The 20,461-nt window shown below is 69.8% G+C and carries 23 protein-coding genes; 15 read left to right on the forward strand and 8 right to left on the reverse strand.

What is annotated here, in order from left to right; translation table 11 throughout:
- Positions 1-364: 364 nt before the first annotated feature.
- The gene (locus K1J60_RS24980; RefSeq protein WP_220648129.1) at positions 365-706 is read right to left on the reverse strand and encodes a hypothetical protein; all 342 of its coding nucleotides are present in this window, start codon (positions 704-706) and stop codon (positions 365-367) included.
- 135 nt (positions 707-841) lie between these two features.
- Between K1J60_RS24980 and K1J60_RS24985 the strand changes: the two genes are divergently transcribed.
- On the forward strand, positions 842-1,075 hold the full coding sequence (locus K1J60_RS24985; RefSeq protein WP_220648130.1) for a GntR family transcriptional regulator: 234 nt from the start codon (positions 842-844) through the stop codon (positions 1,073-1,075).
- Positions 1,076-1,135: 60 nt separating this feature from the next.
- Here the strand turns inward: K1J60_RS24985 and K1J60_RS24990 are convergent, their stop codons facing one another.
- A complete protein-coding gene (locus K1J60_RS24990; protein ID WP_220648131.1) occupies positions 1,136-1,879 on the reverse strand; it encodes a hypothetical protein in 744 nt (247 codons plus the stop codon).
- Positions 1,880-2,292: 413 nt separating this feature from the next.
- On the opposite strand from K1J60_RS24990, the gene K1J60_RS24995 reads away from it, so the two are divergent.
- The 3 genes from K1J60_RS24995 (at position 2,293) to K1J60_RS25005 (ending at position 5,191) form a co-directional block, all read left to right on the forward strand.
- Positions 2,293-3,264, forward strand: coding sequence for an ABC transporter ATP-binding protein (locus K1J60_RS24995; protein ID WP_220648132.1), 972 nt, complete (start codon positions 2,293-2,295; stop codon positions 3,262-3,264).
- The gene (locus K1J60_RS25000; RefSeq protein ID WP_220648133.1) at positions 3,261-4,112 is read left to right on the forward strand and encodes an ABC transporter permease; all 852 of its coding nucleotides are present in this window, start codon (positions 3,261-3,263) and stop codon (positions 4,110-4,112) included. The genes K1J60_RS24995 and K1J60_RS25000 overlap by 4 nt, the downstream gene beginning before the upstream one ends.
- A gap of 518 nt (positions 4,113-4,630) precedes the next feature.
- Positions 4,631-5,191 (forward strand): LuxR C-terminal-related transcriptional regulator, encoded by a 561-nt coding sequence (locus tag K1J60_RS25005; RefSeq protein WP_398683294.1) that lies wholly within the window; start codon positions 4,631-4,633, stop codon positions 5,189-5,191.
- Between the two features lie 103 nt (positions 5,192-5,294).
- On the opposite strand, the gene K1J60_RS25010 is transcribed toward K1J60_RS25005, so the two are convergent.
- Together K1J60_RS25010 and K1J60_RS25015 are read right to left on the reverse strand one after the other, a co-directional pair.
- Positions 5,295-6,086, reverse strand: a complete 792-nt coding sequence (locus K1J60_RS25010; protein ID WP_220648135.1) for a hypothetical protein — start codon at positions 6,084-6,086, stop codon at positions 5,295-5,297.
- Between the two features lie 136 nt (positions 6,087-6,222).
- Complete coding sequence (locus K1J60_RS25015; RefSeq protein WP_220648136.1) at positions 6,223-6,963, reverse strand: hypothetical protein; 741 nt, start codon at positions 6,961-6,963, stop codon at positions 6,223-6,225.
- Between the two features lie 195 nt (positions 6,964-7,158).
- Here K1J60_RS25015 and K1J60_RS25020 point away from each other — a divergent pair, with 195 nt between their 5' ends.
- The 5 genes from K1J60_RS25020 (at position 7,159) to K1J60_RS25040 (ending at position 13,042) form a co-directional block, all read left to right on the forward strand.
- A complete protein-coding gene (locus tag K1J60_RS25020; RefSeq protein WP_220648137.1) occupies positions 7,159-7,911 on the forward strand; it encodes an SDR family NAD(P)-dependent oxidoreductase in 753 nt (250 codons plus the stop codon).
- Positions 7,912-8,080: 169 nt separating this feature from the next.
- Entirely contained in the window at positions 8,081-9,199 is a 1,119-nt protein-coding gene (locus tag K1J60_RS25025; protein ID WP_398683295.1) for an LLM class flavin-dependent oxidoreductase, read from the forward strand.
- 118 nt (positions 9,200-9,317) lie between these two features.
- Positions 9,318-11,048 carry an N-acyl-D-amino-acid deacylase family protein gene (locus tag K1J60_RS25030; RefSeq protein WP_220648138.1) on the forward strand — a complete coding sequence of 577 codons (1,731 nt, stop codon included), beginning with the start codon at positions 9,318-9,320 and terminating at the stop codon, positions 11,046-11,048.
- Positions 11,045-12,535 (forward strand): aldehyde dehydrogenase family protein, encoded by a 1,491-nt coding sequence (locus K1J60_RS25035; protein ID WP_220648139.1) that lies wholly within the window; start codon positions 11,045-11,047, stop codon positions 12,533-12,535. The genes K1J60_RS25030 and K1J60_RS25035 overlap by 4 nt, the downstream gene beginning before the upstream one ends.
- 69 nt (positions 12,536-12,604) lie before the next feature.
- Positions 12,605-13,042 (forward strand): cytidine/deoxycytidylate deaminase family protein, encoded by a 438-nt coding sequence (locus K1J60_RS25040; protein ID WP_220648140.1) that lies wholly within the window; start codon positions 12,605-12,607, stop codon positions 13,040-13,042.
- Positions 13,043-13,081: 39 nt separating this feature from the next.
- On the opposite strand, the gene K1J60_RS25045 is transcribed toward K1J60_RS25040, so the two are convergent.
- On the reverse strand, positions 13,082-13,636 hold the full coding sequence (locus K1J60_RS25045; RefSeq protein ID WP_220648141.1) for a hypothetical protein: 555 nt from the start codon (positions 13,634-13,636) through the stop codon (positions 13,082-13,084).
- Positions 13,637-13,955: 319 nt separating this feature from the next.
- Here K1J60_RS25045 and K1J60_RS25050 point away from each other — a divergent pair, with 319 nt between their 5' ends.
- From K1J60_RS25050 to K1J60_RS25060, 3 genes are all read left to right on the forward strand, one after another.
- The gene (locus K1J60_RS25050) at positions 13,956-14,708 is read left to right on the forward strand and encodes a class I SAM-dependent methyltransferase (protein ID WP_220648142.1); all 753 of its coding nucleotides are present in this window, start codon (positions 13,956-13,958) and stop codon (positions 14,706-14,708) included.
- Between the two features lie 150 nt (positions 14,709-14,858).
- Positions 14,859-15,233 carry a hypothetical protein gene (locus K1J60_RS25055; RefSeq protein ID WP_220648143.1) on the forward strand — a complete coding sequence of 125 codons (375 nt, stop codon included), beginning with the start codon at positions 14,859-14,861 and terminating at the stop codon, positions 15,231-15,233.
- A gap of 222 nt (positions 15,234-15,455) precedes the next feature.
- Complete coding sequence (locus tag K1J60_RS25060; protein WP_259407906.1) at positions 15,456-16,052, forward strand: hypothetical protein; 597 nt, start codon at positions 15,456-15,458, stop codon at positions 16,050-16,052.
- 147 nt (positions 16,053-16,199) lie between these two features.
- Here the strand turns inward: K1J60_RS25060 and K1J60_RS25065 are convergent, their stop codons facing one another.
- The 3 genes from K1J60_RS25065 to K1J60_RS25075 all read right to left on the reverse strand — a co-directional run bounded on the left by K1J60_RS25065 (position 16,200) and on the right by K1J60_RS25075 (position 18,316).
- Complete coding sequence (locus K1J60_RS25065; RefSeq protein ID WP_220651681.1) at positions 16,200-17,174, reverse strand: phosphotransferase family protein; 975 nt, start codon at positions 17,172-17,174, stop codon at positions 16,200-16,202.
- Between the two features lie 93 nt (positions 17,175-17,267).
- Positions 17,268-17,456, reverse strand: coding sequence for a DUF397 domain-containing protein (locus K1J60_RS25070; RefSeq protein ID WP_220648144.1), 189 nt, complete (start codon positions 17,454-17,456; stop codon positions 17,268-17,270).
- 8 nt (positions 17,457-17,464) lie between these two features.
- Positions 17,465-18,316, reverse strand: coding sequence for a helix-turn-helix domain-containing protein (locus K1J60_RS25075; protein ID WP_220648145.1), 852 nt, complete (start codon positions 18,314-18,316; stop codon positions 17,465-17,467).
- A 234-nt stretch (positions 18,317-18,550) separates the two neighbouring features.
- Here K1J60_RS25075 and K1J60_RS25080 point away from each other — a divergent pair, with 234 nt between their 5' ends.
- The 3 genes from K1J60_RS25080 to K1J60_RS25090 all read left to right on the forward strand — a co-directional run bounded on the left by K1J60_RS25080 (position 18,551) and on the right by K1J60_RS25090 (position 20,349).
- Positions 18,551-18,985: an ATP-binding protein gene (locus K1J60_RS25080; protein WP_220648146.1), complete on the forward strand. Its 435-nt coding sequence runs from the start codon at positions 18,551-18,553 to the stop codon at positions 18,983-18,985.
- Between the two features lie 102 nt (positions 18,986-19,087).
- Positions 19,088-19,351: a hypothetical protein gene (locus tag K1J60_RS25085; RefSeq protein WP_220648147.1), complete on the forward strand. Its 264-nt coding sequence runs from the start codon at positions 19,088-19,090 to the stop codon at positions 19,349-19,351.
- A 140-nt stretch (positions 19,352-19,491) separates the two neighbouring features.
- Positions 19,492-20,349, forward strand: a complete 858-nt coding sequence (locus K1J60_RS25090; protein ID WP_220648148.1) for a maleylpyruvate isomerase family mycothiol-dependent enzyme — start codon at positions 19,492-19,494, stop codon at positions 20,347-20,349.
- The last annotated feature ends 112 nt before the right edge of the window (positions 20,350-20,461 follow it).

Consider the following 20,461-nt stretch of genomic DNA (forward strand, 5'->3'; position numbering starts at 1 on the left):
GGCACCGAGGACATCGGCGTGCTCTGCGGGCCGCTCATCGAGGTCGTCAGGGTTTGACCCCGGATTCCGCGGGCGCCGCCTGCCCCATGCCGCCGACGCGGCAGAGGACAGGCGGCCGGCCGTGTCGGCTCACGGCAGCTTCGGAAGTTGCCCGGATCGGCAGCCGGAGCAGCTGCAAGGTGGCCAGTCGAGCGACTCCCGAACACGTTCGGGGTCGTGGGCCCTCAGGACCGTGAGCTGCCGTACGGAGTCGACGCGCTCACTGTCGGAGTCGACGCGGTAGACGCGGATGGTCAACCGGGAGGCCCCGTTCTCGGGGTACCGCCCAGCCTTCACCGCGCTGCCTCGCCCGTCAGCGGCGGCCTCAACACGCCACCACCTGCTCGGCACCGACGACATGACGGTCGAGGTCGATGCCGAAGTCGGCGGCGAGCACCAGCGCGAGCCGCCGCCGCGACTGCCGCGCCTGCTCCCGCTCGACGGCGACGAGGTAGGGGCGGACGAGGGGGGAGGCGGCGCCGTCGAGAGGGGTGTTCGTGTCCAGGCTGTACGGAGATCGCGGGGTCGAGAGCCGCGACGCGGATGGAACGGGAGCCTCGGGCAGAGGCGTTGGGTGAACGGCGCGTCGGAGATCTCTCCGTCGCCTGCCGGTGCCGGGCACGAAGATGCCCAGCATCCAACGCAAGAACGCGTGGATAATGCTCATTGTCGTCAGCTCCTCTTCAGCTGGGGGCCATGCCCCGGGGCCGTGCCAGGCCGCCGGGGTTCTGACTATGCTGAGGATACGCGTATCCGCGCATTCGCGGTCGCCCGATTACGCGAAGACGCATACGTTCGAAGCATGGATCTTGACCGTGGCAAGCCTGTGTGGCCCCAGCTCGCGGATGAACTGCGCCGCCGGATCGACGCCGGTACGTATGCTCCCGGTAGCCGCTTCCCCGCTGTGGTGGACCTGGCCACGGAGTTCGACGTCGCCGCGTCGACAGTGCAGAAGGCGGTGGCATCCCTCCGAACGGAGGGCAGGCTTCGTACAGTTCTGGGGCAGGGGTCGTTCGTCGTTGATCAGGAGGCGTGACCCGCGTCCGCTCGGCCAGAACGGTGCCCAGGCCCGTAGGAGACCGTGATCACGCCGCCGCTACCGCCGCGGCCGCATCAGGCGAAGGTCCTCGCCCCACCCGTCCAGCACCGCCCCGTGCCCGGCTTTCCGGGCCACGGCCTCGACCCGGGCGAACAGTTCGCGCTGCGCGGCCACGTCGCCCGTCGCCGCGATGTGGGAAACGGTGTCGAGGAGGTGGCCGGTGTCCCAGTCGGGGAGCGGGAAGCGGGTCAGTTCCCAGCGCAGGTACTTGTTATAGGGGCGGGGGCGCCGGTCGAGCGCGAAGAGCAGCTCCAGCAGGTAGCGGACGCTGTCGGCGGCGTCGAGGCGGGCCGCGAGTGCCTGGCCGTCGCGGTCGTTCTTGACCGAGCGGTAGAGGGAGTTGGCGTAGGCGTCGAGGTACGCGGCCGCCTCCCGGCCCGCCTCGTCGGCGTCGAGCCGGGCCTTGGCGGACAGGATCCGGGCGATCCCTCCGTCCAGGCGGTCGAGCACGACCCGGGCGCGGGCGAGGGCGTACCGCTCGAAGCCGGGCATTCCGGCGGCGCGGAACTCGTCGAGGGTGAGGAGGACGAGATCCAGCTCGGGGGTGCGGTGCCCCGCGAACCGGGTGAGGGCCGTGACGGCGCCCTCGGCGAGGACGACGTACAGGTCGTGGTCGGAGTGCTCGGTGGTCATGCCCTCGTGGGCCCGGGAGCCCTTGAGGACGAGGCCGACGACGGCGGGGTCGGCGGTGGCGAGTTCGACGAAGGCGTCATAGGACATGAGGGGCCGCTGGGCGGTCATGGCGTGATCTCCGGTGTGGGTGGAGGACGGGTATGCCGAACCGGGCGGCCCCGAGACTCGTCGGGGTCACCCGCACCCTCTGCGGCGGCACTTGGCCACCGCCCGGCAGATCAACGCACCTCCGGACCCTACCGCCCACCCGTCGCACGAGTCCCGCACTCGTCCTGGTCCATGAGTGCCGGTGCGTCAGCCGCGGTCCCTCGTGCGGTGACCGGGAAGGTTCGCCGGGTCGGTGGAACAGCGTGAGTTGTCTGAACCGTTCGGTAACGTGTTCGTCCGGGGAGGGCCCGAACGGCTGCTGCGAGGCGATGACAGCAGCCCAGTCGGTAGAGACGTCCATGACCACGGGCGTCGGCATGGATTCCGGTCCCTGATCCCGGAGGACGGACCACGAGACGGACGGGGGAACGCCGATGGCGATCAGCCATGACTTATCCGGGGCTGGGAGCAGCCCGGTGCCGGAGGGTGACACGGTCATCGACGTACGGGATCTGTGGATGCGCTACCGCAGCCAGGAGGTCCTGAAGGGGGTCGGCTTCACTGCCCGGCGAGGCGAAGTCGTCGTGCTGCTCGGCCCGAACGGCGCCGGCAAGACGACCACGATTGAGGTCCTGGAAGGCTTCCGGATGCGCTCGGCCGGTGACGTGACCGTCCTCGGCACCGATCCGGCGCGCGGGGACGAGCGATGGCGCGCGCGCCTGGGCATCGTGTTGCAGTCCTGGCGCGACCACGGCAAGTGGCGGGTGCGGGAACTGCTGGCCCACCTCGGTTCGTACTATGCGCCGTACTCCACTGCCCTGGTACGGCGGCCGTGGGACGTCGACGAGCTGATCGCCGCCGTGGGGCTGACCGAGCAGGCGAACAAACGGGTCGGGACCCTGTCCGGTGGGCAGCGCAGGCGTCTCGACGTGGCCGTCGGCATCGTGGGCAGACCCGAACTGCTTTTCCTGGACGAGCCGACGGCGGGTCTGGACCCGGAGGCCAGGAGCGAGTTCCACGGACTGGTGCGAGGCCTCGCGGACGAGAACACCACCGTTCTGCTGACCACGCACGACCTCGCCGAGGCGGAGAAGCTCGCCGACCGCATCCTCATCCTGGCCGCCGGCCGGATCGTGGCCGACGGCGCGGCCGAGGAACTGTCCCGTCAGGCGTCGGCCGAGGCCACGGTGCGCTGGACGCGGGACGGGCGGCCCTTCGAGGAGGCGACGGCCGAGCCCACCCGGTTCGTCCGTCGGCTGTTCGAGGAGCACGGCGACGCGATCGGCGGGCTGGAGGTGCGCCGGGCGAGCCTGGAAGACACCTACCTGACGATGGTCAGGGAAGTGGAGGCGGGGAGTGTCCCCGGCGAGCGGGCGGCACACGCCTTCGGGGAGGAAGCGCGATGAGTCCGGTGTGGTACGCGGCGAAGGCGGGAGTGCGGCGCGGCCGGACAGAACTCCGGCAGACCTTCACCACCGGCCAGGACGTTTTCGGGTACGTGCTCTGGACGGTCCTGCTCATCGTGCCGCTGTTCCTGGTCAGGGACGATCCGCTGAAGGGTGCCGGTATCTCGACCGGCACGTTCATGCTGCCGAGCATGCTGGGGATGACGCTCGCGTTCACCGGGATGATGACCACGGCACAACTGCTTGCCGCCGAGCGCGAGGACGGCACCCTGCTGCGGGCCAAGGCCGTGCCCCACGGCATGGTCGGTCACCTGGTCGGCAAGATCATCATGGTGTCGGGGACGGCTCTCGTCTCCATGGCACTCCCCTTCGCCGTCGGTGTGTTCCTGGTCGACGGGGTCGCCCGGCAGGGCGGGGGACCGCTGCTGACGCTGTTGTGGGTGGTGCCGCTCGGTCTCCTGGCAACCCTGCCGATGGGGGCCGTCATCGGCTCGCTCGTCGACAGTCCCCGCACCATCGGTCTGCTGATGCTTCCGGTGATGGGACTCGTCGTGATCTCGGGCATCTACTTCCCCCTGTCGAAGCTGCCCGAGTGGCTGCAGACCGTCGGCCAGATCTTCCCCGTGTACTGGCTCGGCCTCGGTCTCCGGGCCGCGTTGCTGCCGGCCGAGGCGGTGGCCGCCGAGATCGGTGGATCCTGGCGGCACCTGGAGACAGCAGGCGTGCTCGGAGCCTGGACGGTCGCCGGGCTGCTCCTCGCTCCGTCCGTCCTGCGCAGGATGGCGCGCCGGGAGTCCGGAGCCGCCATGGCGGATCGACACAGGAAGGCGATGCAGCGGGTCGGTTGATGCCCGGGATGTCGGACCGGCTTCTGGTCAGGACGCCGTCCGACCTGGCGGAACCGCCACGTCCGTCAACGCGGCGATCCTGCGCGGTCAGAGCACCCGGGCCCGACCCCGCCGGAGCGGCCTTGTCTCCGCGCACCCACGCAGCTCGTCCGTTAACTCCCGTGCCCGGCAACGAAGTTCGGGACAGGCCGGTTTCGGCCGTCACGGTGGTCCGAGCGGTCAACCTGTCAGACAGCTTCGCGGTTCGTCCTTGAAACTTCGAACAACTGGCGCCGCAGTCACGTATGTAGGGGAGTCATGGCTTCGGCGGAAGGACACGCGAGGTGCGATCCCCCCGGCACGTCAGAACGTCCCAGCACGCAGGCACCCCCGTCTCAGCTGGTCCCGCACGCCCCTCCCGCGTCGCGGCGCACCCACCCCATCGGCCGGCACCCTCGTCCCTGGGCCTGTCGGTCGCCCTGGCCTGTGCCCCGGGCCGGTGGCCGCACGACGACTGGCCGGCCCCCGACGACCGGTACGTGAGCAGCGCGCTCCTCGTCCCGCCGCCCTACCGTGAACTCCGCGAGACCGAGGCGGATGTCGTGGTCCTGCGCTGCGAGGACCCGTCGGAGTCCCTCGCGGGGCTGCTGGAGGCCATGGGCCCCATGAGCGCCCCGGTGATCGTCGTCAGCCCCCGGCAGGACGCCGACACGGTGGTGGAGGTGTTCCGGGGCGGGGCCGGCTATCTGGTCGAGGGCGACTACTGCACCTGCATGCTGTCCTCCGCCGTCGTGGCCGCCACGGTCGGCCACACCTACTTCTCGCCCGTGGCCTGCGCCGCCATCCGCGACGCGGCACGACAACTCCCGGACCAGGGGCAGCCGACGGAGCGCATGCGCTCCCTGCTCTCGCCCCGCGAGCGCCAGATCATGGACCTTCTTTCCACCGGCCTCGGCGCCCAGGAGATCGGGCTGCGTCTGACGCTGAGCGAGAAGACCGTCCGCAACAACCTCAGCAACATCTACGCCAAGCTGGATGTCCGGGGGAGCACGGAGGCCGTACTGAGATGGCTGGGAGCGACCCCCGGTGTTCGCGTATGAGAACGCCTGACTGACCGCTGTCGGGAACATGTAGACGCTTTTCGGAGACCGCACAAAAATCCCCCGCGCAGGGCACGGGGGATTACTCGGGTTTCTCCGGGCGCTACTGAATGGTGACGTCGGAGAGCGGAACCTCGATGTCGGTCACGTTTTCTCCGCCCTCCCCGAATCCGGGTTCGGCGCGGACGCTGCCCTCACTGTTGATGATTCCGTTGGCCTGGGGCGTCCCGCACTCCACATTGCGCAACCAGAGCCGGCCGTCCGGCGTTCCGCTCGGCAGGAGCTGCGGGTAGAAGACGTGGACGCTGGTGGCGTTCTCGCTGGGCGAGAAGAACACCTTCTGGCCGTCCTGCGCCTCCTTGTAGGTGGCCTTGAGGAAGCCGCTCACGTCGGTGCGCTTGTGGGACCACATGAAGAAGGCGATGTGGTCCGCCTTGACCGTGTCGGACCGGGAGAAGGAGAACGACGAGGTGGTGTCGTCGCGCTTGATGTTGAATTCCTGTGTGGCGAACTTGACGCCGATCTCGAAGACGGAGCTCGCCAGCTTCGTGCTGCCGTCCGTGTTGAAACCGTCCTCCAGTTGAATGACGCGGGTCACCGACGCCGTGCCGCTGAAGGTCTTCGTCGCCGCGGTGCTGACGCCGCAGTTGTCGGTCACCGAGGTGACCCGCTCGTTGGGGCCGAGGCTGTTGGCCTTGAACTGGACGTCGACGAACTCGCAGTTCTCCAGCTTGTCGGAGTCCGTGCGGCAGTCGGTGGCCACCTCGTCTGGGGTGGCGGCGCCCGCGCTGTACATCAGCGGGACGGCCAGTCCGAGGGCGGCGACCGGCGCCAGCGCGAGGGTGATGCGCTTCTTCTTGCTGCGGTGGTTGCCGCTGCGCCCGGTGCGTGTCATGTGGGTCTCCTGCAAGGGTGATGAGGGGGGATAAGTGCTGGTGGGAGGGGTGTCCCGGTAAAGATGGGGGTGGTGCGGGGAGGGGGCCCCTGTGGTGGGCCACGTCGACGGTCAGCCGTCAGCCGTCGGACTTCGGTCAGCAGTCCTCCAGGACGACCTTGGTGGTGCCGTCCGCGAGTCCGGGCGTGCCCGCGGCGCTCTCCAGGATGACCGGGCCCTCGACGACCTCCGGCGCCACGAAGTTCTTCTCGGGGGAGGGGTTCACGGCGAAGCTGCCGGGGTCGGCGTCGAGGTGAACCCGCCACTCGCCGGTCATGCGCTGCATCTTCGGCGTGAACGTCACATGCATGACCTTGCCGACCGGGACCTCCCGCTGTTCCGACTCGCTGGCGGTGGCCGTCTTGATGGTCATGTCCAGCGTGCCCTTGTGCTTCACCCAACCGCCGCTCAGGGCTCCGAAAAGCCCACCGAGTGCGCCCTGCTGGGTGGCGGTGTACTTGCCCTGGCCCTGGCCCACCGCCTTCGAGAACTCGGTGGTCACCTTCGACGGTTCCGTGGCGTTCGGCTCGCAGTTCGGGAAGTCGACGGTGACCTTCTCCGTGGGACCGTCGAAGACCTCGAAATTCGTCTCGACGAAATCACAGGTGTCGGATTCGAACCCGTCCCCGAGGCCGCCCCCGAAATCGCGCGTCGTCTGCTGCTTGCCGTTGAGTACGGCAGTCCTTTCGCACATCCTCATGATCCGCTCGACACTCGGCTCGTCGGCGGCGTTGGCCGAAGGCAGTAGTACGGTGACGGTGGCCGCGCCGGTCACGAGTGAAGCGCCGATCGCCAAGTATCGGACCTTCTTGTTCTTGAAGCGCCTCTTGGCTGCCATGACTGTCTCTCCTTGGGGGTTGCTTTACCTTCTGATGGAGGATTATTGGGGCCGTGTACAGCCAGTGGACAGAGTCAAATGTCCCTACTCTCCGGTCACTTGCGATCACGAAAGCAAGCCCTTGCCGCACACCTGACGCACCGTCAGCTCTGCCGGTACCCTGACCTCGACCAACACACCGCGATGGGAGTCCCCATGGGCAAGCTCGACGGACGTGTCGTCCTCGTCACAGGTGCCGCGCGCGGCCAGGGCGAGCAGGAGGTGCGGCTGTTCCGGACGGAGGGGGCCGAGGTCGTCGTCGCCGACGTCCTCGACGACCAGGGAGAGGCCCTCGCCAAGGAGATCGGCGCGCTCTACGTCCACCTGGACGTGAGCCGCGAGGACGACTGGACGGCCGCCGTGGCCGCCGCCAAGGGGGCGTACGGGCGCGTCGACGGGCTGGTCAACAACGCCGGGGTGCTGCGCTTCAACTCCCTCGTCGACACCCCTCTCGACGAGTTCATGCAGGTGGTGCGGGTCAACCAGGTCGGTGTCTTCCTCGGCATCAAGAGCCTGGCCCCCGAGATCGAGGCGGCCGGCGGCGGCACGATCGTCAACACCGCCTCGTACACGGGGATGACGGGCATGGCGTACGTCGGCGCGTACGCCGCGACCAAGCACGCCATCGTCGGCCTCACCCGCGTCGCCGCACTGGAGCTGGCCCGCAAGGGCATACGGGTCAACGCGGTCTGCCCCGGCTCCATCGACACCGCGATGACCGACCCGGGCGACGAGGTGTCCGCCGAGGCCGTCGACAAGCTCTACCGCAAGCGCATACCGCTCGGCCGGATCGGCCGCCCCGAGGAGGTCGCCCGCCTCGCTCTCTTCCTCTCCTGCGCCGACTCCTCCTACATCACCGGGCAGCCGTTCGTGATCGACGGGGGCTGGCTGGCCGGCGTGAGCCTCTGACCGCGCCCCGAGTCCTTGGAGCTGACGGGGCGTCAGCTATTGACGCTCCACGGGGCCGGTGGAACAGTCGGCCGTATCGAGATCTGACGTCCTGTCAGAAACGGTCGTGACGACTGCCGAGACGACTGCCGAGACGACTGCCGAGTACGGCTGAGGACGGTGAACCTCCTTGGAATTCGGGCTCTTTGTACAGGGATACGTGGGCAAGCGGGCCGAGACGGACCCTCTCGCGGAGCACAAGGCGCTGATGGAGGAGACCGAGTACGTCATCCAGGCGGACAAGTCCGGCTTCAAGTACGCGTGGGCCTCCGAGCACCACTTCCTGGAGGAGTACTCGCACCTGTCGGCCAACGACGTCTTCCTCGGGTACCTGGCGCACGCGACGGACCGGATCCACCTCGGCTCCGGCATCTTCAACCCGCTCGCCCAGGTCAACCACCCCGTGAAGGTCGCCGAGAAGGTCACCATGCTCGACCATCTCACCGAGGGCCGCTTCGAGTTCGGCAGCGGGCGTGGGGCCGGATCGCACGAGATCCTCGGGTTCATCCCCGGGGTGACCGACATGAACTACACCAAGGAGATCTGGGAAGAGACCATCGCCGAGTTCCCCAAGATGTGGCTCCAGGACGAGTACGTCGGCTTCCAGGGCAAGCACTGGTCGCTGCCCCCGCGCAAGATCCTGCCCAAGCCGTACGGGAAGTCGCACCCCGCGATGTGGTACGCCGCCGGATCGCCGCCCTCGTACTCCATGGCCGCACACAAGGGGCTCGGGGTGCTCGGCTTCAGTGTGCAGAAGGTCTCCGACATGGAGTGGGTGCTGGAGAAGTACAAGACCGCCATCGTCGACGCCGAGCCCGTCGGGGACTTCGTCAACGACAACGTGATGGTGACGACGACCGCGATCTGCGCGCCCACGCACGACGAGGCGGTACGGATCGCCGTGAACGGCGGGCTGCACTATCTGCCGTCGCTCGTCTTCCGGTACCACGACACCTTCCCCCGGCCCGACGGCTTCCCCGTGTGGCCGGAGACGCTGCCCGAGTACAACGAGGAGTTCATCGAACTGCTCATCGAGGAAGAGTTGCTGATCTGCGGCGATCCGGACGAGGTGTTCCGGCAGTGCAAGCGGTGGGAGCAGGCCGGGGCGGACCAGTTGAGCTTCGGGTTGCCGGTGGGAGTGCCGAAGGAGGCGACTCTGCAGACCATCCGGTTGGTGGGGGAGCACGTCATTCCGAAGATCGATACGGATCCCGTGCATCGGACGTCGCGGTTCCGGGCGGCGGGATGAGGTTGTACGGCGGCTGCGGCTGCGGCTGCGGGTGCGGTGGGGGCTGGTCGCGCGGTTCCCCGCGCCCCTGAAAGCACTGCGGTAACCGATCGTTACTAGGCGCCCGGAGGGGTGAGGCATGCTCGACCATGTCATCAGAGGTGTGACCGTCGTCGATGGGACCGGCGCTCCCGCGTACACCGCTGACGTGGGGCTACGGGACGGCCGTATCGCCGTCATCGGCACCGTCACCGAAGACGCCCGTACGTCCGAGGACGCGGCCGGCCTCGTGCTCGCCCCCGGCTTCGTCGACCCCCACACCCACTACGACGCGCAGCTCTTCTGGGACCCCTACGCGACGCCGTCCCTCAACCACGGCGTGACCACCGTCGCGGGCGGGAACTGCGGGTTCACGCTCGCGCCCCTCAACCCCGCCCGCCCCGAGGACGCGGACTACACACGGCGGATGATGTCCAAGGTCGAGGGGATGTCCCTGGTCGCGCTGGAGGAGGGCGCGCCCTGGACCTGGCACCGCTTCGGGGAGTACCTGGACGCGCTCGAAGGGCGGATCGCGGTCAACGCCGGGTTCATGGTGGGCCATTGCGCACTGCGGCGGTACGTGATGGGGCCGGACGCCATCGGCGGACAGCCGACGTCCGAGCAACTGGACGCCATGCTGCGGCTGTTCCACGAGGCGATGGAGGCGGGGGCCTGGGGCCTCTCGACCACGCAGTCCTCGACGCACAGCGACGGGGACGGGCAGCCGGTCGCGTCACGGCACGCTCGGCCCGCCGAACTGATCGCACTGTCGCGGGCGGTCGGCGAGCACGAGGGGACCCAGATCGAGGCGATCGTCGCCGGGTGCCTGGACCAGTTCAGCGACGACGAGATCGACCTCTTCGTCGAGATGAGCGCGGTCGCCGGGCGTCCCCTCAACTGGAACGTGCTGACCATCGACTCGGCCGTCCCCGAACGCGTACCCAGGCAGCTGGAGGCGAGCGAGCGGGCACGGAAGGCGGGCGGCCGGGTCGTCGCCCTCACCATGCCGATCCTCACGCCGATGAACATGTCGCTGGGCACGTTCTGCGCGCTGAACCTGATCCCCGGCTGGGGGCCGATCCTCGGCCTGCCGGTGCCCGAGCGGATCGAGCGCCTGCGCGACCCCGAGGTGCGGGCGGAGATGCTGCGCAGGGCGGACTCGAAGGAGGCGGGCGTCTTCCGACGGCTCGCCAACTTCGGGCGCTACGTCATCGGCGACACCTACAGCGAGGCGAACGAGGGCCTCACCGGGCGGGTCGTGCGGGACATCGCGGCCGAGCGCGGGCAGGAACCGTTCGAGTGCCTGGTGGAGATCTGCGCCGCCGACGACCTCCGTACGGTCCTGTGGCCCATGCCGACCGACAACGACCCCGACTCCTGGACCCTGCGCGCCGAGACCTGGCGGCACGAGGACGTCCTCCTCGGCGGCTCCGACGCGGGCGCCCACCTGGACCGCATGTGCGGCGCCCCGTACACCACCCGGTTCATCGGCGACTGTCTGCGCGGCCGGAAGCTGGTCGGTCTTGAGCAGGCGGTGAAGATGCTCACGGACGACCCGGCGCGCCTCTTCGGCCTGCGGGAACGGGGTCAGGTGCGGGAGGGGTGGCATGCGGACCTCGTCCTCTTCGACCCGGAGCGCGTCGACGCCGGCAAGGCCACCCTGGTGCACGACCTGCCGGGCGACAGCCCGCGCCTCGACTCCAAGGCGATCGGCGTACGGGCGGTCTGGGTCAACGGCGTCGAGGCGATCCGCGACGACATGGTGACCGGCGCCGTGCCCGGCAAGGTGCTGCGCAGCGGGCGGGACACGCGGACGGTGAGTACGCGGTGAGCCGGTCGGCGTCTTCGGAGGGGGCCGCGGAGCAGTCCTCGCAGCGGCGGCGGCTGTTCATCGGGGGCTCCTGGGTGGAGCCCGACGGCGGGCACTACGAGGTGGTCGACCCGGCGACGGAGGAGGTCGTCGGGTGGGCGCCCGAGGCCTCGCGGGAACAGGTGCACGCGGCGGCCGCCGCCGCCCGGGAGGCCTTCGGCCCGTGGTCGACGACGCCCGCCGCGGAACGGGCCGCGATCCTCGCCCGCACGGCGGACCAGATACGACGCCACCTCGTCCCGTACGCCGAACTCGCCCAGGCCGAGAGCGGTGCGACGACCGGGACGGCGCGGGCCATGCAGGTGGGGGTGGGGGCCGCCCGGTTCCAGCGGTACGCGCGCGTGGAGCCGGTGGAGGAGCCGATCGCGCCCCAGATCAACGAGGCCGGGCCCTTCGGCAGGGCGGCCGTGATGGGCGCCCTCGCCGTGCGCCAGCCCGTGGGCGTGGTCACCTGCGTCACCTCGTACAACAACCCCTGGGCCAACCCGGCGGGCAAGATCGCCCCCGCCCTCGCCATGGGCAACACGGTGGTCGTGAAGCCGGCCCCGCAGGACCCGCTCTCCGTGTACCGCATGGCGGAGGCCCTGGAGGCCGCCGGTGTGCCGCCGGGTGTGGTGAACGTGGTGAGCGGGTCGGGGGCGGGGGTCGGTGAGGCCGCCGTGGACTCGCCGGACGTCGACATGGTGAGCTTCACCGGCTCGACGGCGGTCGGGCGGCGGATCGCGGAGGTGTGCGGGCGCGGGATGAAGCGCCAGCTGATGGAGCTGGGCGGGAAGGGCGCGGCGGTCGTCTTCGACGACGCGGACCTGGACGCGGCCGTGGCCGGCATCGCCACCACGTTCACCTTCTACAGCGGGCAGATCTGCACGGCGCCGACGCGGGTGATCGCACAGCGCGGCGTGTACGACCGGCTGGTGACCCGACTGGCCGCCTACGCCGCCCGACTGCCGGTCGGCGATCCGCGCGAGCCGGGCACGGTGGTCGGGCCGGTGATCTCGGCGGCCCACCGCGACCGCGTCGAGTCGTACGTCGAACTGGGCCGCAAGGAGGGCGCGCGGCTGGTGGCGGGCGGCGAACGTCCGCCGTACGAGCGGGGTTTCTGGGTGGCGCCCACGCTGTTGGCGGACTGCACCCCCGACATGCGGGTCGTCCGCGAGGAGATCTTCGGGCCGGTCGTCGTCGTCCTGCCCTTCGACGACGAGGACCAGGCCGTCGCCCTCGCCAACGACAGCGACTACGGCCTCATCGACTACGTCTGGTCCGGCGACGTCGCCCGGGCCTTCCGGGTGGCCCGGCGCCTGCGGGCGGGGGGCGTGGGCGTGAACACGGTCGGCCGCAACATGGAGGCCCCGTTCGGCGGGTTCAAGCAGAGCGGGGTGGGGCGCGACGTGGGTTCGTACGCGCTGCACGCGTACAGCGAGACGCAGGCGATCGTCTGGCCGGGGTGACGTGCGAGTCGAGCCCGGGTGAGCCGGTGGAGCTGGTGTTGGAGCGGGTGGGCGCGTGAGGCTGTCCGGATGACCACGCAGACCCACCCCGTCGACCACGAACTCATCCGGGCCGCGGCCCACGTCGCCCGCACGCGCTGCCGGGGCGACAACCACACCATGGCCGCGGCGGCCCGCGCCCGGGACGGCCGGATCGTCACCGCCGTGAACGCCTATCACTTCACCGGAGGACCCTGCGCCGAGTTGGTCCTGATCGGCACGGCAGCCGCCCAGGGCGCATACGAGCTGGACGTGATCGTCGCCGTGGGCGACCGCGACCGAGGGGTGGTGCCGCCGTGCGGCCGGTGCCGGCAGGTCCTTCTCGACTACTTCCCCACCCTCAAGGTCATCGTCGGCGAGGGCGACCACCTCCGCACCGTCGCCATCACCGACCTGCTGCCCGAGACCTACGTCTGGGCGGACCACCAGCTCGACGACGAGCAGTCCTCGGCGCGCAGCATGGGCTGACATTCTTCGGTGGCCGGTGGCCGGTGGCCACCGGCCGCGTCAGTCGACGGCGGTCGGCGCGCCTCTGCCCATCGACAGGGACCAGAGCACCCCCGGTGCGGCGGTGACGGAGACCGTGCCCGCGCGGTCCGAGTCGTCGATGTCGAACTCGTTGTTGATGCTCGTCACCTCACCGTCGAGGCACTCCATGGGGAACGAGGCGCCCGTGGGGCGGAGTACGACCTCGATCGTGCCCTTGCCCTCGCAGCTCACGGCGACGGTCAGGGCCTTGCCCTCACCCTTCCTCGCCGCCCCGAACTCCAGGTGGGCGCTGTCCCGCGTCCTGTCCTGGCGTAGGACGACGCGGTCGGCCACGGGGGCAGGGGCCCGATCCGCCAACTGACGTGGCGCGTCGCCCTCGTCCGAGTCCGAGTCCGGGGTCGGGTCCGGGGTCGCTGTCGCCTTCGTCGGTGGCTGCTCGGCCGACCGTCCTTGTTGCCGTTCCCCGGTCCCGGTCTCGGAGGTGCAGGCGGTGGTGGAGAGGAGTGCGGCTGCCGAGAGGAGCGCCAGGGCGGTGGTGAGGGCGCGGTGCGGCCTGCGTGATGCTCGTGACATGAACGACCCCCGTCATTCGGCCCGTTGGTGGTGGGCGAGGCCGTGATCGTGACACCGGGGCGAGAGGGTCAACAAGGCGGCCAGGCGGGTTCAGAGGAGCATTTGAGGTTGCCGTGCCGCCTGGCGTGAGGGATACCTCGCGCCTGCTTCCGCAGGGTGCGTTCCGTGCCCGGTGTGTGACTGTGCGCCGCCCGGGCTCCGACGGCTCAGCGTTCCAGAGCGGTCGTGCCGTGTCGCGTGAATTCCGGTCGGGGGAGGGAGGCGCGGGTGCGGGCGCCCTCCGTATCGTTGGTGGGCCTCGCCCCCTACCGTGGGCCGCATGGCTGACGAGATCTTCCACGACCGGCGGCTGGCCGAGCTCTACGACCCGCTCGACCCCGATCGCGGCGACCTGGACGCCTACCTCCTGCTCGCGGAGGAGTTCGGCGCGAGGAAGGTGCTGGACATCGGCTGCGGGACGGGCGTGTTCGCGCTGCTGCTGGCGGACCGTGGGGTGGAGGTCGTCGGGATCGACCCGGCCGGCGCCTCCCTCGATGTCGCACGGGCCAAACCGGGGGCGGACCGGGTCCGCTGGATCCACGGGGACGCGACGGCTCTTCCCCCGCTCCAGGTCGACCTCGTGACGATGACGGCCAACGTGGCGCAGGCGATCACGGACCCGGAGGGATGGCGGCGGACGCTCGCGGGCGCCTACGAGGCCCTGCGACCGGGCGGCCACCTGGTCTTCGAGACCCGCGACCCGGCCAGACGGGCCTGGGAGGCGTGGAATCGCGAGGACTCGTACGGGGTCGCCGAGGTGCCGGGCTTCGGCACGGTCGAGAGCTGGGTGGAGCTGACCGAGGTCACCGGCCAATTGGTCACCTTCCGCTGGCACTACACCTTCGACACCTTCGACACCTTCGACGGCGACAAGAAGCAGCTCACCTCCGACTCCACCCTCAGATTCCGCGAGCGGCACGAGATCGAGGCGGAGCTGGCCGCTCACGGATACGTGCTGGAGGACGTACGGGACGCTCCCGACCGGCCCGGCCGGGAGTTCGTGTTCGTGGCGCGTCGGCCGCCGGCGGTGTGACGGACGCAGCGGGCGTCGTACCGGATCACCCAGGGTCCCGGTAGTTCTCGCCGAAAAAACAACGCCAGGCCGCGCGGTAGCCCCTGATCTAGGGGTGATCTCGGGGGAATCGGTGCGGTAGCCGTGGGGCGGATCGGTAGTGTCGCGGCCATGCTGAGTGCCGACGGGCCGCCGCTGAACGACCTGACCGACGAGCAGATCCAGAAGCTCTTGGGCGGAGTTGCCCCGAAGATGAAGAAGCTGATGGAGGGCGTCACGCTCGCGATCGACTATCACCGGGAGGGCGGCTGCGACCGGGAGACGTGGAACCGGATCTGCGACGGACTGTCGCGGGAGGTGATGAACCTGATGATGACGCTGTCCGGCCGCGCGCACCCGAGCAGGCTCCTCACCCCCGGTCGGGGTCACTCTGCACTACCGCCCAGGCCGCGTACTTCTGGCGAACGTATGCTGGCTGGCCGCTGGGGTCCCACTCCGGCGAAACCCAGCCGCACTGAAATGACAGCGCCCGTTCGGCCTCTGTAACCCATGCCGTCCAGGACGGGGCCCAAGAGCGATGAGGGCCGTCGACGACGGCGGCTGCGGCAGCTACGAGAGCGGCGGTCGAGGCGTCGGGCTGCGCCAGACCACATGAGAGGAAGCCGTTTCATGTTTCGTGCGAAGAGTGATCAGTCCGCTGCGGGGCGGCGGTGGCTGCCCGCGACGCGGCGCGGGCGCTTGACTGCTCTTGCTGTCGCGGTGGCTGCCGTGGCCGGTGGAACTTTCGCCGGTGTCGCCACCGCCAATGGCGGGGACGAGGGGCCGCCGGCGGTCGCGCCCCACAGGTCGGTGGCCTTCCCGACCCTGACCGCGTCCGACTGGGTCACCCACGGCGACCACGCCGTCGTGATCGAGATGGTGCCCGGCAGTGAACGCAGGGGTGCTCTGCCGGAGGACAAGAAGGACAACGGTGAAGGGCACATCCCGCGCACCGCGACGATGAAGGTCGATCAGGTGCTGTGGTCCAAGCCCGGTGCCGAGGCCGCGCCGGAGACCTACCCGGTCGAGCTCCTGGGCTGGTGGTGGGAGGGCGGCAGCGAGCGGGAGTTCGCCTGGCAGGGCGAGCCCCGCTACGAGGAGGGCCACAAGTACATCGCCCTGCTGGTGAAGGGCGATGACGGCAAGTGGGGCGCCACCTCGCACGCGATGCCCTACGACGACGGAAAGGTCGGCACCGGCGAGAGCGACGGGAAGACCAGCACCGGGGAGAACGCCGGTGGACTTCAGGGCCTGGAGGAGGAAGCCCACGGCAAGAACGCGACCGTGGTGAAGCAGCTCCTGGAAGCGGCCCAGCCGACGAAGTAGCCGCACACGGCTGATATCGGCCCCTGCGGCTGCCCTGAGCTGGGCCACAGCCACTTGGCGTTGTTCTTTCGGGCGAGAACTACCGGGCCCCACCCAGAACCGACTCACTGAGCCCGTCTTCGGCGAACAGGCTGGGACCCCGGGAATTCAGACGTGCATCAGTTCCAGCGCCTGCTTCAGGTTGTGCTCGGCGATGCCCGCCATGAACGCCCGGTCGGGGAAGTCCCCGTCGAGCAGCCGCAACGGCCCCGCCGTCAGCGAGAGCCGCTGCGCGAGCATGTAGAGCGCGAGCCGGTCCTCGTCCAATCCGTCCACCGCCAGGGGCCGGTAGGCGTCGTGCAGGCGGATCCGTAGAAACACGTGCTCCCACTCGACGTCGAAGTACATCGAGCCCTCGATGTCGATCGCCACGGGGTTCCCGTCCCCGTCCACCAGCACGTGGTCGGGCCCCAGTTCGCCGTGCACGACCGCGTACGCCGTGCGTGGCCGCACGGCCGCCGCCAGGCCCAGCAGCCGCTCCTCCAGCCGGTCGCGGGCGTCCGCGATCCGTGGATCGCGGGCGGCTGCCTCGGCGAGGTCCCGCAGCGCGCGGTCGAGCACCACTCCCTCGCACGACGTACCGCGTGAGGATCCGCCCGCGTCGACCACGGCGACCTTGCCGTACGCCGGTGCCCGGTGCAGCCGCATCGCCTCCAGCGACTCCGCGAGCCGTTCCATGACCGGAGCGGCCGCCCGCCGGTCGCGCGCGAGCAGCTCCTCCAGGCTCTCGCCCTGAAGGTCCTCGACGATCGCGAGGTCGGCCGGGCAGTGGGCGCCGTCGCGGTCGACGAGGCGGATCGCCGGGACGCGAACGCCGAGCGCGTCCAGCCGCGCGTGCGCCGCCTCGAACAGATCGAGCCCGAGGCCGGGCGAGAACGGGTCGGTGAGGTCGTCGTCCCCGTCGGCCGCCGGCCAGTAGTTCTCGGCGTCGTCCCACAGGTAGGCGATCGCCGTCGTCGCGTCGTCCATCACCAGGCGGTACACGCCCTTCTTGCTGCCGCCCGCGACCCGCTCGACCGCCTCCAGCCGCCGTCCGCCGCCCAGCGCGGCCCGCGCCGCACCCGCCAACTGCTCCCGTGCCACTGATCTGGAAGCCACGTTCCGAACCGCCTCTCCGCCCCGACAATCCGTCCGGCGATCAGTTGAACACGGGAGCCCGTCAGTACGCGGAGGATGTCAGTCGCGACGTCGGCGTTCCTTCAGCGAGCGCAACAGGGCGCCGAAGGCGGTGGGGGCGGCGTCGAGTACGGCTTGGGTGGGGTCGGCGGATTCGGTGAGGCGGATGGTGGTGGGGTCGGCGGATATGTGGACGCAGGCGTCCCCCTCTTGGCAGTAGGACGACTTCTGCCAGTGATGCGTGCTCATGGGGCTCCTCAGAGGCTTTGGGCGATGGAGTGGATCAGGTCGCGTGACTTCTCGGGGCTCAGGGCGGTGGCTTCCACGATGTCGAGGAGGCGCCGGTACTTCTCCAGGAGTGCTTCGGCGTCGAGCATCACAGGGCCGTGGAACTGGTCGAGTTGGGCCGTGTCCAGTTGAGGGACCTGGCCTTCCAGGTAGTTGATGGACTGTCCCGAACCCGGGAACGCGCCCACCTCGAAGGGGAGCACGCGGACCGTGATGTGCTCCCGCTCGCTCATGTCGATCAGGTGCCGAAGCTGGGCGTCGGCCACGGTGCGCCCGCCGACGCACATCCGTAGGGCCGCCTCGTGGACGACGGTTCGGTACGGGGTGGCGAACGGCCCGTAGAGCACGCCCTGCCGCTTCACCCGGTGCGAGACGCGATGCTCGACCTCGGGCGGAGTGGGCGGGGGGATCACATGGCGGAAGATCTCGCGTGCGTGATCGGCGGTCTGCAACAGGCCGGGCATGTGCGAGGTGTACGCGGTCCGGATGGCGGTGGCGTGATGTTCCAGCTCGGCGAGGTCGAGCAAACCTGAGGGCAGTACGTCGCGGTAGGACTCCCACCACCCGAATGTCTTGTCGGTCGCCATGCTCACCAGGGCCTCGACGAAAGCCTGGTCGGCGCAGGAGTACATGCGGGCCATCGCCCTGATGCGCTCGGGACTTACGCCGAACCGGGCCGATTCCACATTGCTGAGCTGCCCCTGGCTGGTTCCGAGAGCCCGAGCCGCTTCGGTCGCCGTCATGCCCGCACGGTCGCGCAGTTTGCGCAGCTCTACGGCCAGCCGTAGTCGCCTGGCGGTCATGGGGGGCCGTGCGGGCATGTGAACTCCTCCTGGACGTCTGTTCAGTTGGTGGGTCACTCGGACGAGCGGATATCGAGAGAAGTCATTCGTTGTCCCGCAAATTCAATTTGCTCGTGCCCTATCTTCGATCTCAGGCGCCCCACCCAGAAGTGCCCCGCTCGACGGAGCGGCGACGGCCACTGGGTACTGCTCGACCCCGACTTCGACTGCTCAACGACACGATCCAACTCCCCTCAGTGACCGGAGACTTCCATGGCCACCGTATCGCCGTCGCTCGACTACACCCTGCGCCTTCCCCGCGACCCGCGCTCCCCCGGAGTGGGGCGTGCCACCCTGCGGGCCGTGCTGGCGGCGCATGACCTGGCGGAACTCGGCCCGGTGGCCGAGCTGTTGGCCACGGAGCTGCTGACGAACGCCCATCAGCACACCACGGCGGAGTACGCGCTGAGGGTGGTGGGGATCGGCGGGCGGCTGCGGGTGGGGGTGTGGGACCGGGACCGGCGGGTGCCGCCCGGGTTCGAAGCGGAGCACGAACGTGTCGATGTCCACGCCGACGCGGAACGCGGCCGGGGGCTCTGTCTCGTACGGGCCTGCTCCGAGGATCGGGGCGTGTCCGTGCTGCGCGACCTCGGCGTCTCGCGGGGCGGGAAGTTGTTGTGGGTCGACTGCGGCGCCGTAGAGGGGTGAAGCAACCGTTTCGGGCGTGCGGCGGTCTTACCCGGCGCCGCGGATCGGAGGGTCGGCCTCCGCCCGACTCGTACCGGCGACCGACCGGAAAGGGCGCACTCCATGAAACCCGATCCCGATCCCGATCTCTGCCTGGCCGTTCCGGAGGGCTTCGACGACACGGACGCCGAGTCCCAGGTGCATCCCATGGCGAGGAAGCTGTTTCCCGCAGCGACCGCCGCGGACGCCTTCAGGAAGGCCCAGGAGTGGGTGAAGGAGCACGACGTCTTCCTGGTGGACGTGTCATGGGACTTCGCGCACGACGAGGACGAGCCCTACACGCTGAGCATCTACTTCACGTTCGAGCTGGCGCCCGAGGACACCTGACAGGGCCAAAACCGCCGCGCCAATACTTCAGTCCGGTTTCGCGATCTCGCGTCAGGCCCGGCTGCGCAACGTAGCCGAAAGGTGTGGCCTGAGTGGGATATTCACTGGCGAAACGGTCGCTCGTTTGCCAGGTTTGAGCCATGGATGCCCAGCTCAATGACGTGCCGAGCCATCCCTGGCTGGGTGCCCCGATCGATGCCCGCCCCCTGTTCGCCCCGGAGCAGGCCACGCTGATGACCACGCTGCGTGGCCTGGCGCCCGCCGACTGGGCCAAGGAGGCGCTGCCGGGCTGGACCGTGCGAGATCTTGCCGCCCACGTCCTGGGAGACTTCTACGGCCGGCTTGCCCGCGACCGCGACGGTCACCAGGAAGGCCCCACCTTCGCGCCGGGTGAGACTCTGGAGGCGTTCATCCACCGCATCAACCAGGAATGGGTCGACGCCCAGCGCCGGGTGAGCCCGGTCTCCCTCACCGACACCCTCGACCTGATCGGCGGTCAGGTCGTCCGGTTCTTCGAGGCCACCGCCCCCGACGCCCCATCCTTGGGAGTGTCATGGGCCGGCGTCGATCCGGCGCCGATGTGGCTGGACAGCGCCCGCGACTTCACCGAGTTCTGGACCCATCGTCAGCAGATTCGCCACGCCATCGGCCGGGGCACCGATCCCGATCCTCGCCTGCTGTCCGTGGTCCTGGACACCTTCATGCGAGCCCTGCCCCACACCCTGCGCGAGGTCGCCGCGCCGGTCGGTACTCAGGTCCAGGTGCGGATCGACGGCCCGGCCGGTGGCACGTGGACGGCGACAGCCACCGGGGACGTCTGGTCGCTCGCCGAGCCGGACACCGAACGTCCCGCCGCGCTCATCGGCCTGGACTCGGAGACCGCATGGCGCCTGTGCACCCGCGGTATCCAGCCGGACACCGCCCTGGCCCGCGCCCGTATCGATGGCGACCGCGAACTGGCCGAAGCAGCCTGCCAGATCGTGTCGATCGTCTACTGACACCAGTGGATCGGCGCGCCGAGGCGGACACGTCACCGACGGCCATCACGTCACCGACGGCCATCACGCCACCGACGGCCATCACGCCCGGTGACATCGGTGGCCAGTTGTC

Source organism: Streptomyces akebiae (genome assembly GCF_019599145.1).
Taxonomy (GTDB): domain Bacteria; phylum Actinomycetota; class Actinomycetes; order Streptomycetales; family Streptomycetaceae; genus Streptomyces; species Streptomyces akebiae.

Excerpts from the sequence above, each read along its gene's own strand:
- K1J60_RS25045 (WP_220648141.1), bottom strand. The coding sequence starts at position 13,636 with ATGTCACGAGCATCACGCAGGCCGCACCGCGCCCTCACCACCGCCCTG.
- K1J60_RS25010 (WP_220648135.1), bottom strand. The coding sequence starts at position 6,086 with ATGACACGCACCGGGCGCAGCGGCAACCACCGCAGCAAGAAGAAGCGC.
- K1J60_RS25030 (WP_220648138.1), top strand. The coding sequence starts at position 9,318 with ATGCTCGACCATGTCATCAGAGGTGTGACCGTCGTCGATGGGACCGGC.
- K1J60_RS25040 (WP_220648140.1), top strand. The coding sequence starts at position 12,605 with ATGACCACGCAGACCCACCCCGTCGACCACGAACTCATCCGGGCCGCG.
- K1J60_RS24990 (WP_220648131.1), bottom strand. The coding sequence starts at position 1,879 with ATGACCGCCCAGCGGCCCCTCATGTCCTATGACGCCTTCGTCGAACTC.
- K1J60_RS24985 (WP_220648130.1), top strand. The coding sequence starts at position 842 with ATGGATCTTGACCGTGGCAAGCCTGTGTGGCCCCAGCTCGCGGATGAA.
- K1J60_RS25085 (WP_220648147.1), top strand. The coding sequence starts at position 19,088 with ATGAAACCCGATCCCGATCCCGATCTCTGCCTGGCCGTTCCGGAGGGC.
- K1J60_RS25075 (WP_220648145.1), bottom strand. The coding sequence starts at position 18,316 with ATGCCCGCACGGCCCCCCATGACCGCCAGGCGACTACGGCTGGCCGTA.
- K1J60_RS24995 (WP_220648132.1), top strand. The coding sequence starts at position 2,293 with ATGGCGATCAGCCATGACTTATCCGGGGCTGGGAGCAGCCCGGTGCCG.
- K1J60_RS25050 (WP_220648142.1), top strand. The coding sequence starts at position 13,956 with ATGGCTGACGAGATCTTCCACGACCGGCGGCTGGCCGAGCTCTACGAC.
- K1J60_RS25080 (WP_220648146.1), top strand. The coding sequence starts at position 18,551 with ATGGCCACCGTATCGCCGTCGCTCGACTACACCCTGCGCCTTCCCCGC.
- K1J60_RS25000 (WP_220648133.1), top strand. The coding sequence starts at position 3,261 with ATGAGTCCGGTGTGGTACGCGGCGAAGGCGGGAGTGCGGCGCGGCCGG.
- K1J60_RS25015 (WP_220648136.1), bottom strand. The coding sequence starts at position 6,963 with ATGGCAGCCAAGAGGCGCTTCAAGAACAAGAAGGTCCGATACTTGGCG.
- K1J60_RS25055 (WP_220648143.1), top strand. The coding sequence starts at position 14,859 with ATGCTGAGTGCCGACGGGCCGCCGCTGAACGACCTGACCGACGAGCAG.
- K1J60_RS25020 (WP_220648137.1), top strand. The coding sequence starts at position 7,159 with ATGGGCAAGCTCGACGGACGTGTCGTCCTCGTCACAGGTGCCGCGCGC.
- K1J60_RS24980 (WP_220648129.1), bottom strand. The coding sequence starts at position 706 with ATGAGCATTATCCACGCGTTCTTGCGTTGGATGCTGGGCATCTTCGTG.
- K1J60_RS25090 (WP_220648148.1), top strand. The coding sequence starts at position 19,492 with ATGGATGCCCAGCTCAATGACGTGCCGAGCCATCCCTGGCTGGGTGCC.
- K1J60_RS25070 (WP_220648144.1), bottom strand. The coding sequence starts at position 17,456 with ATGAGCACGCATCACTGGCAGAAGTCGTCCTACTGCCAAGAGGGGGAC.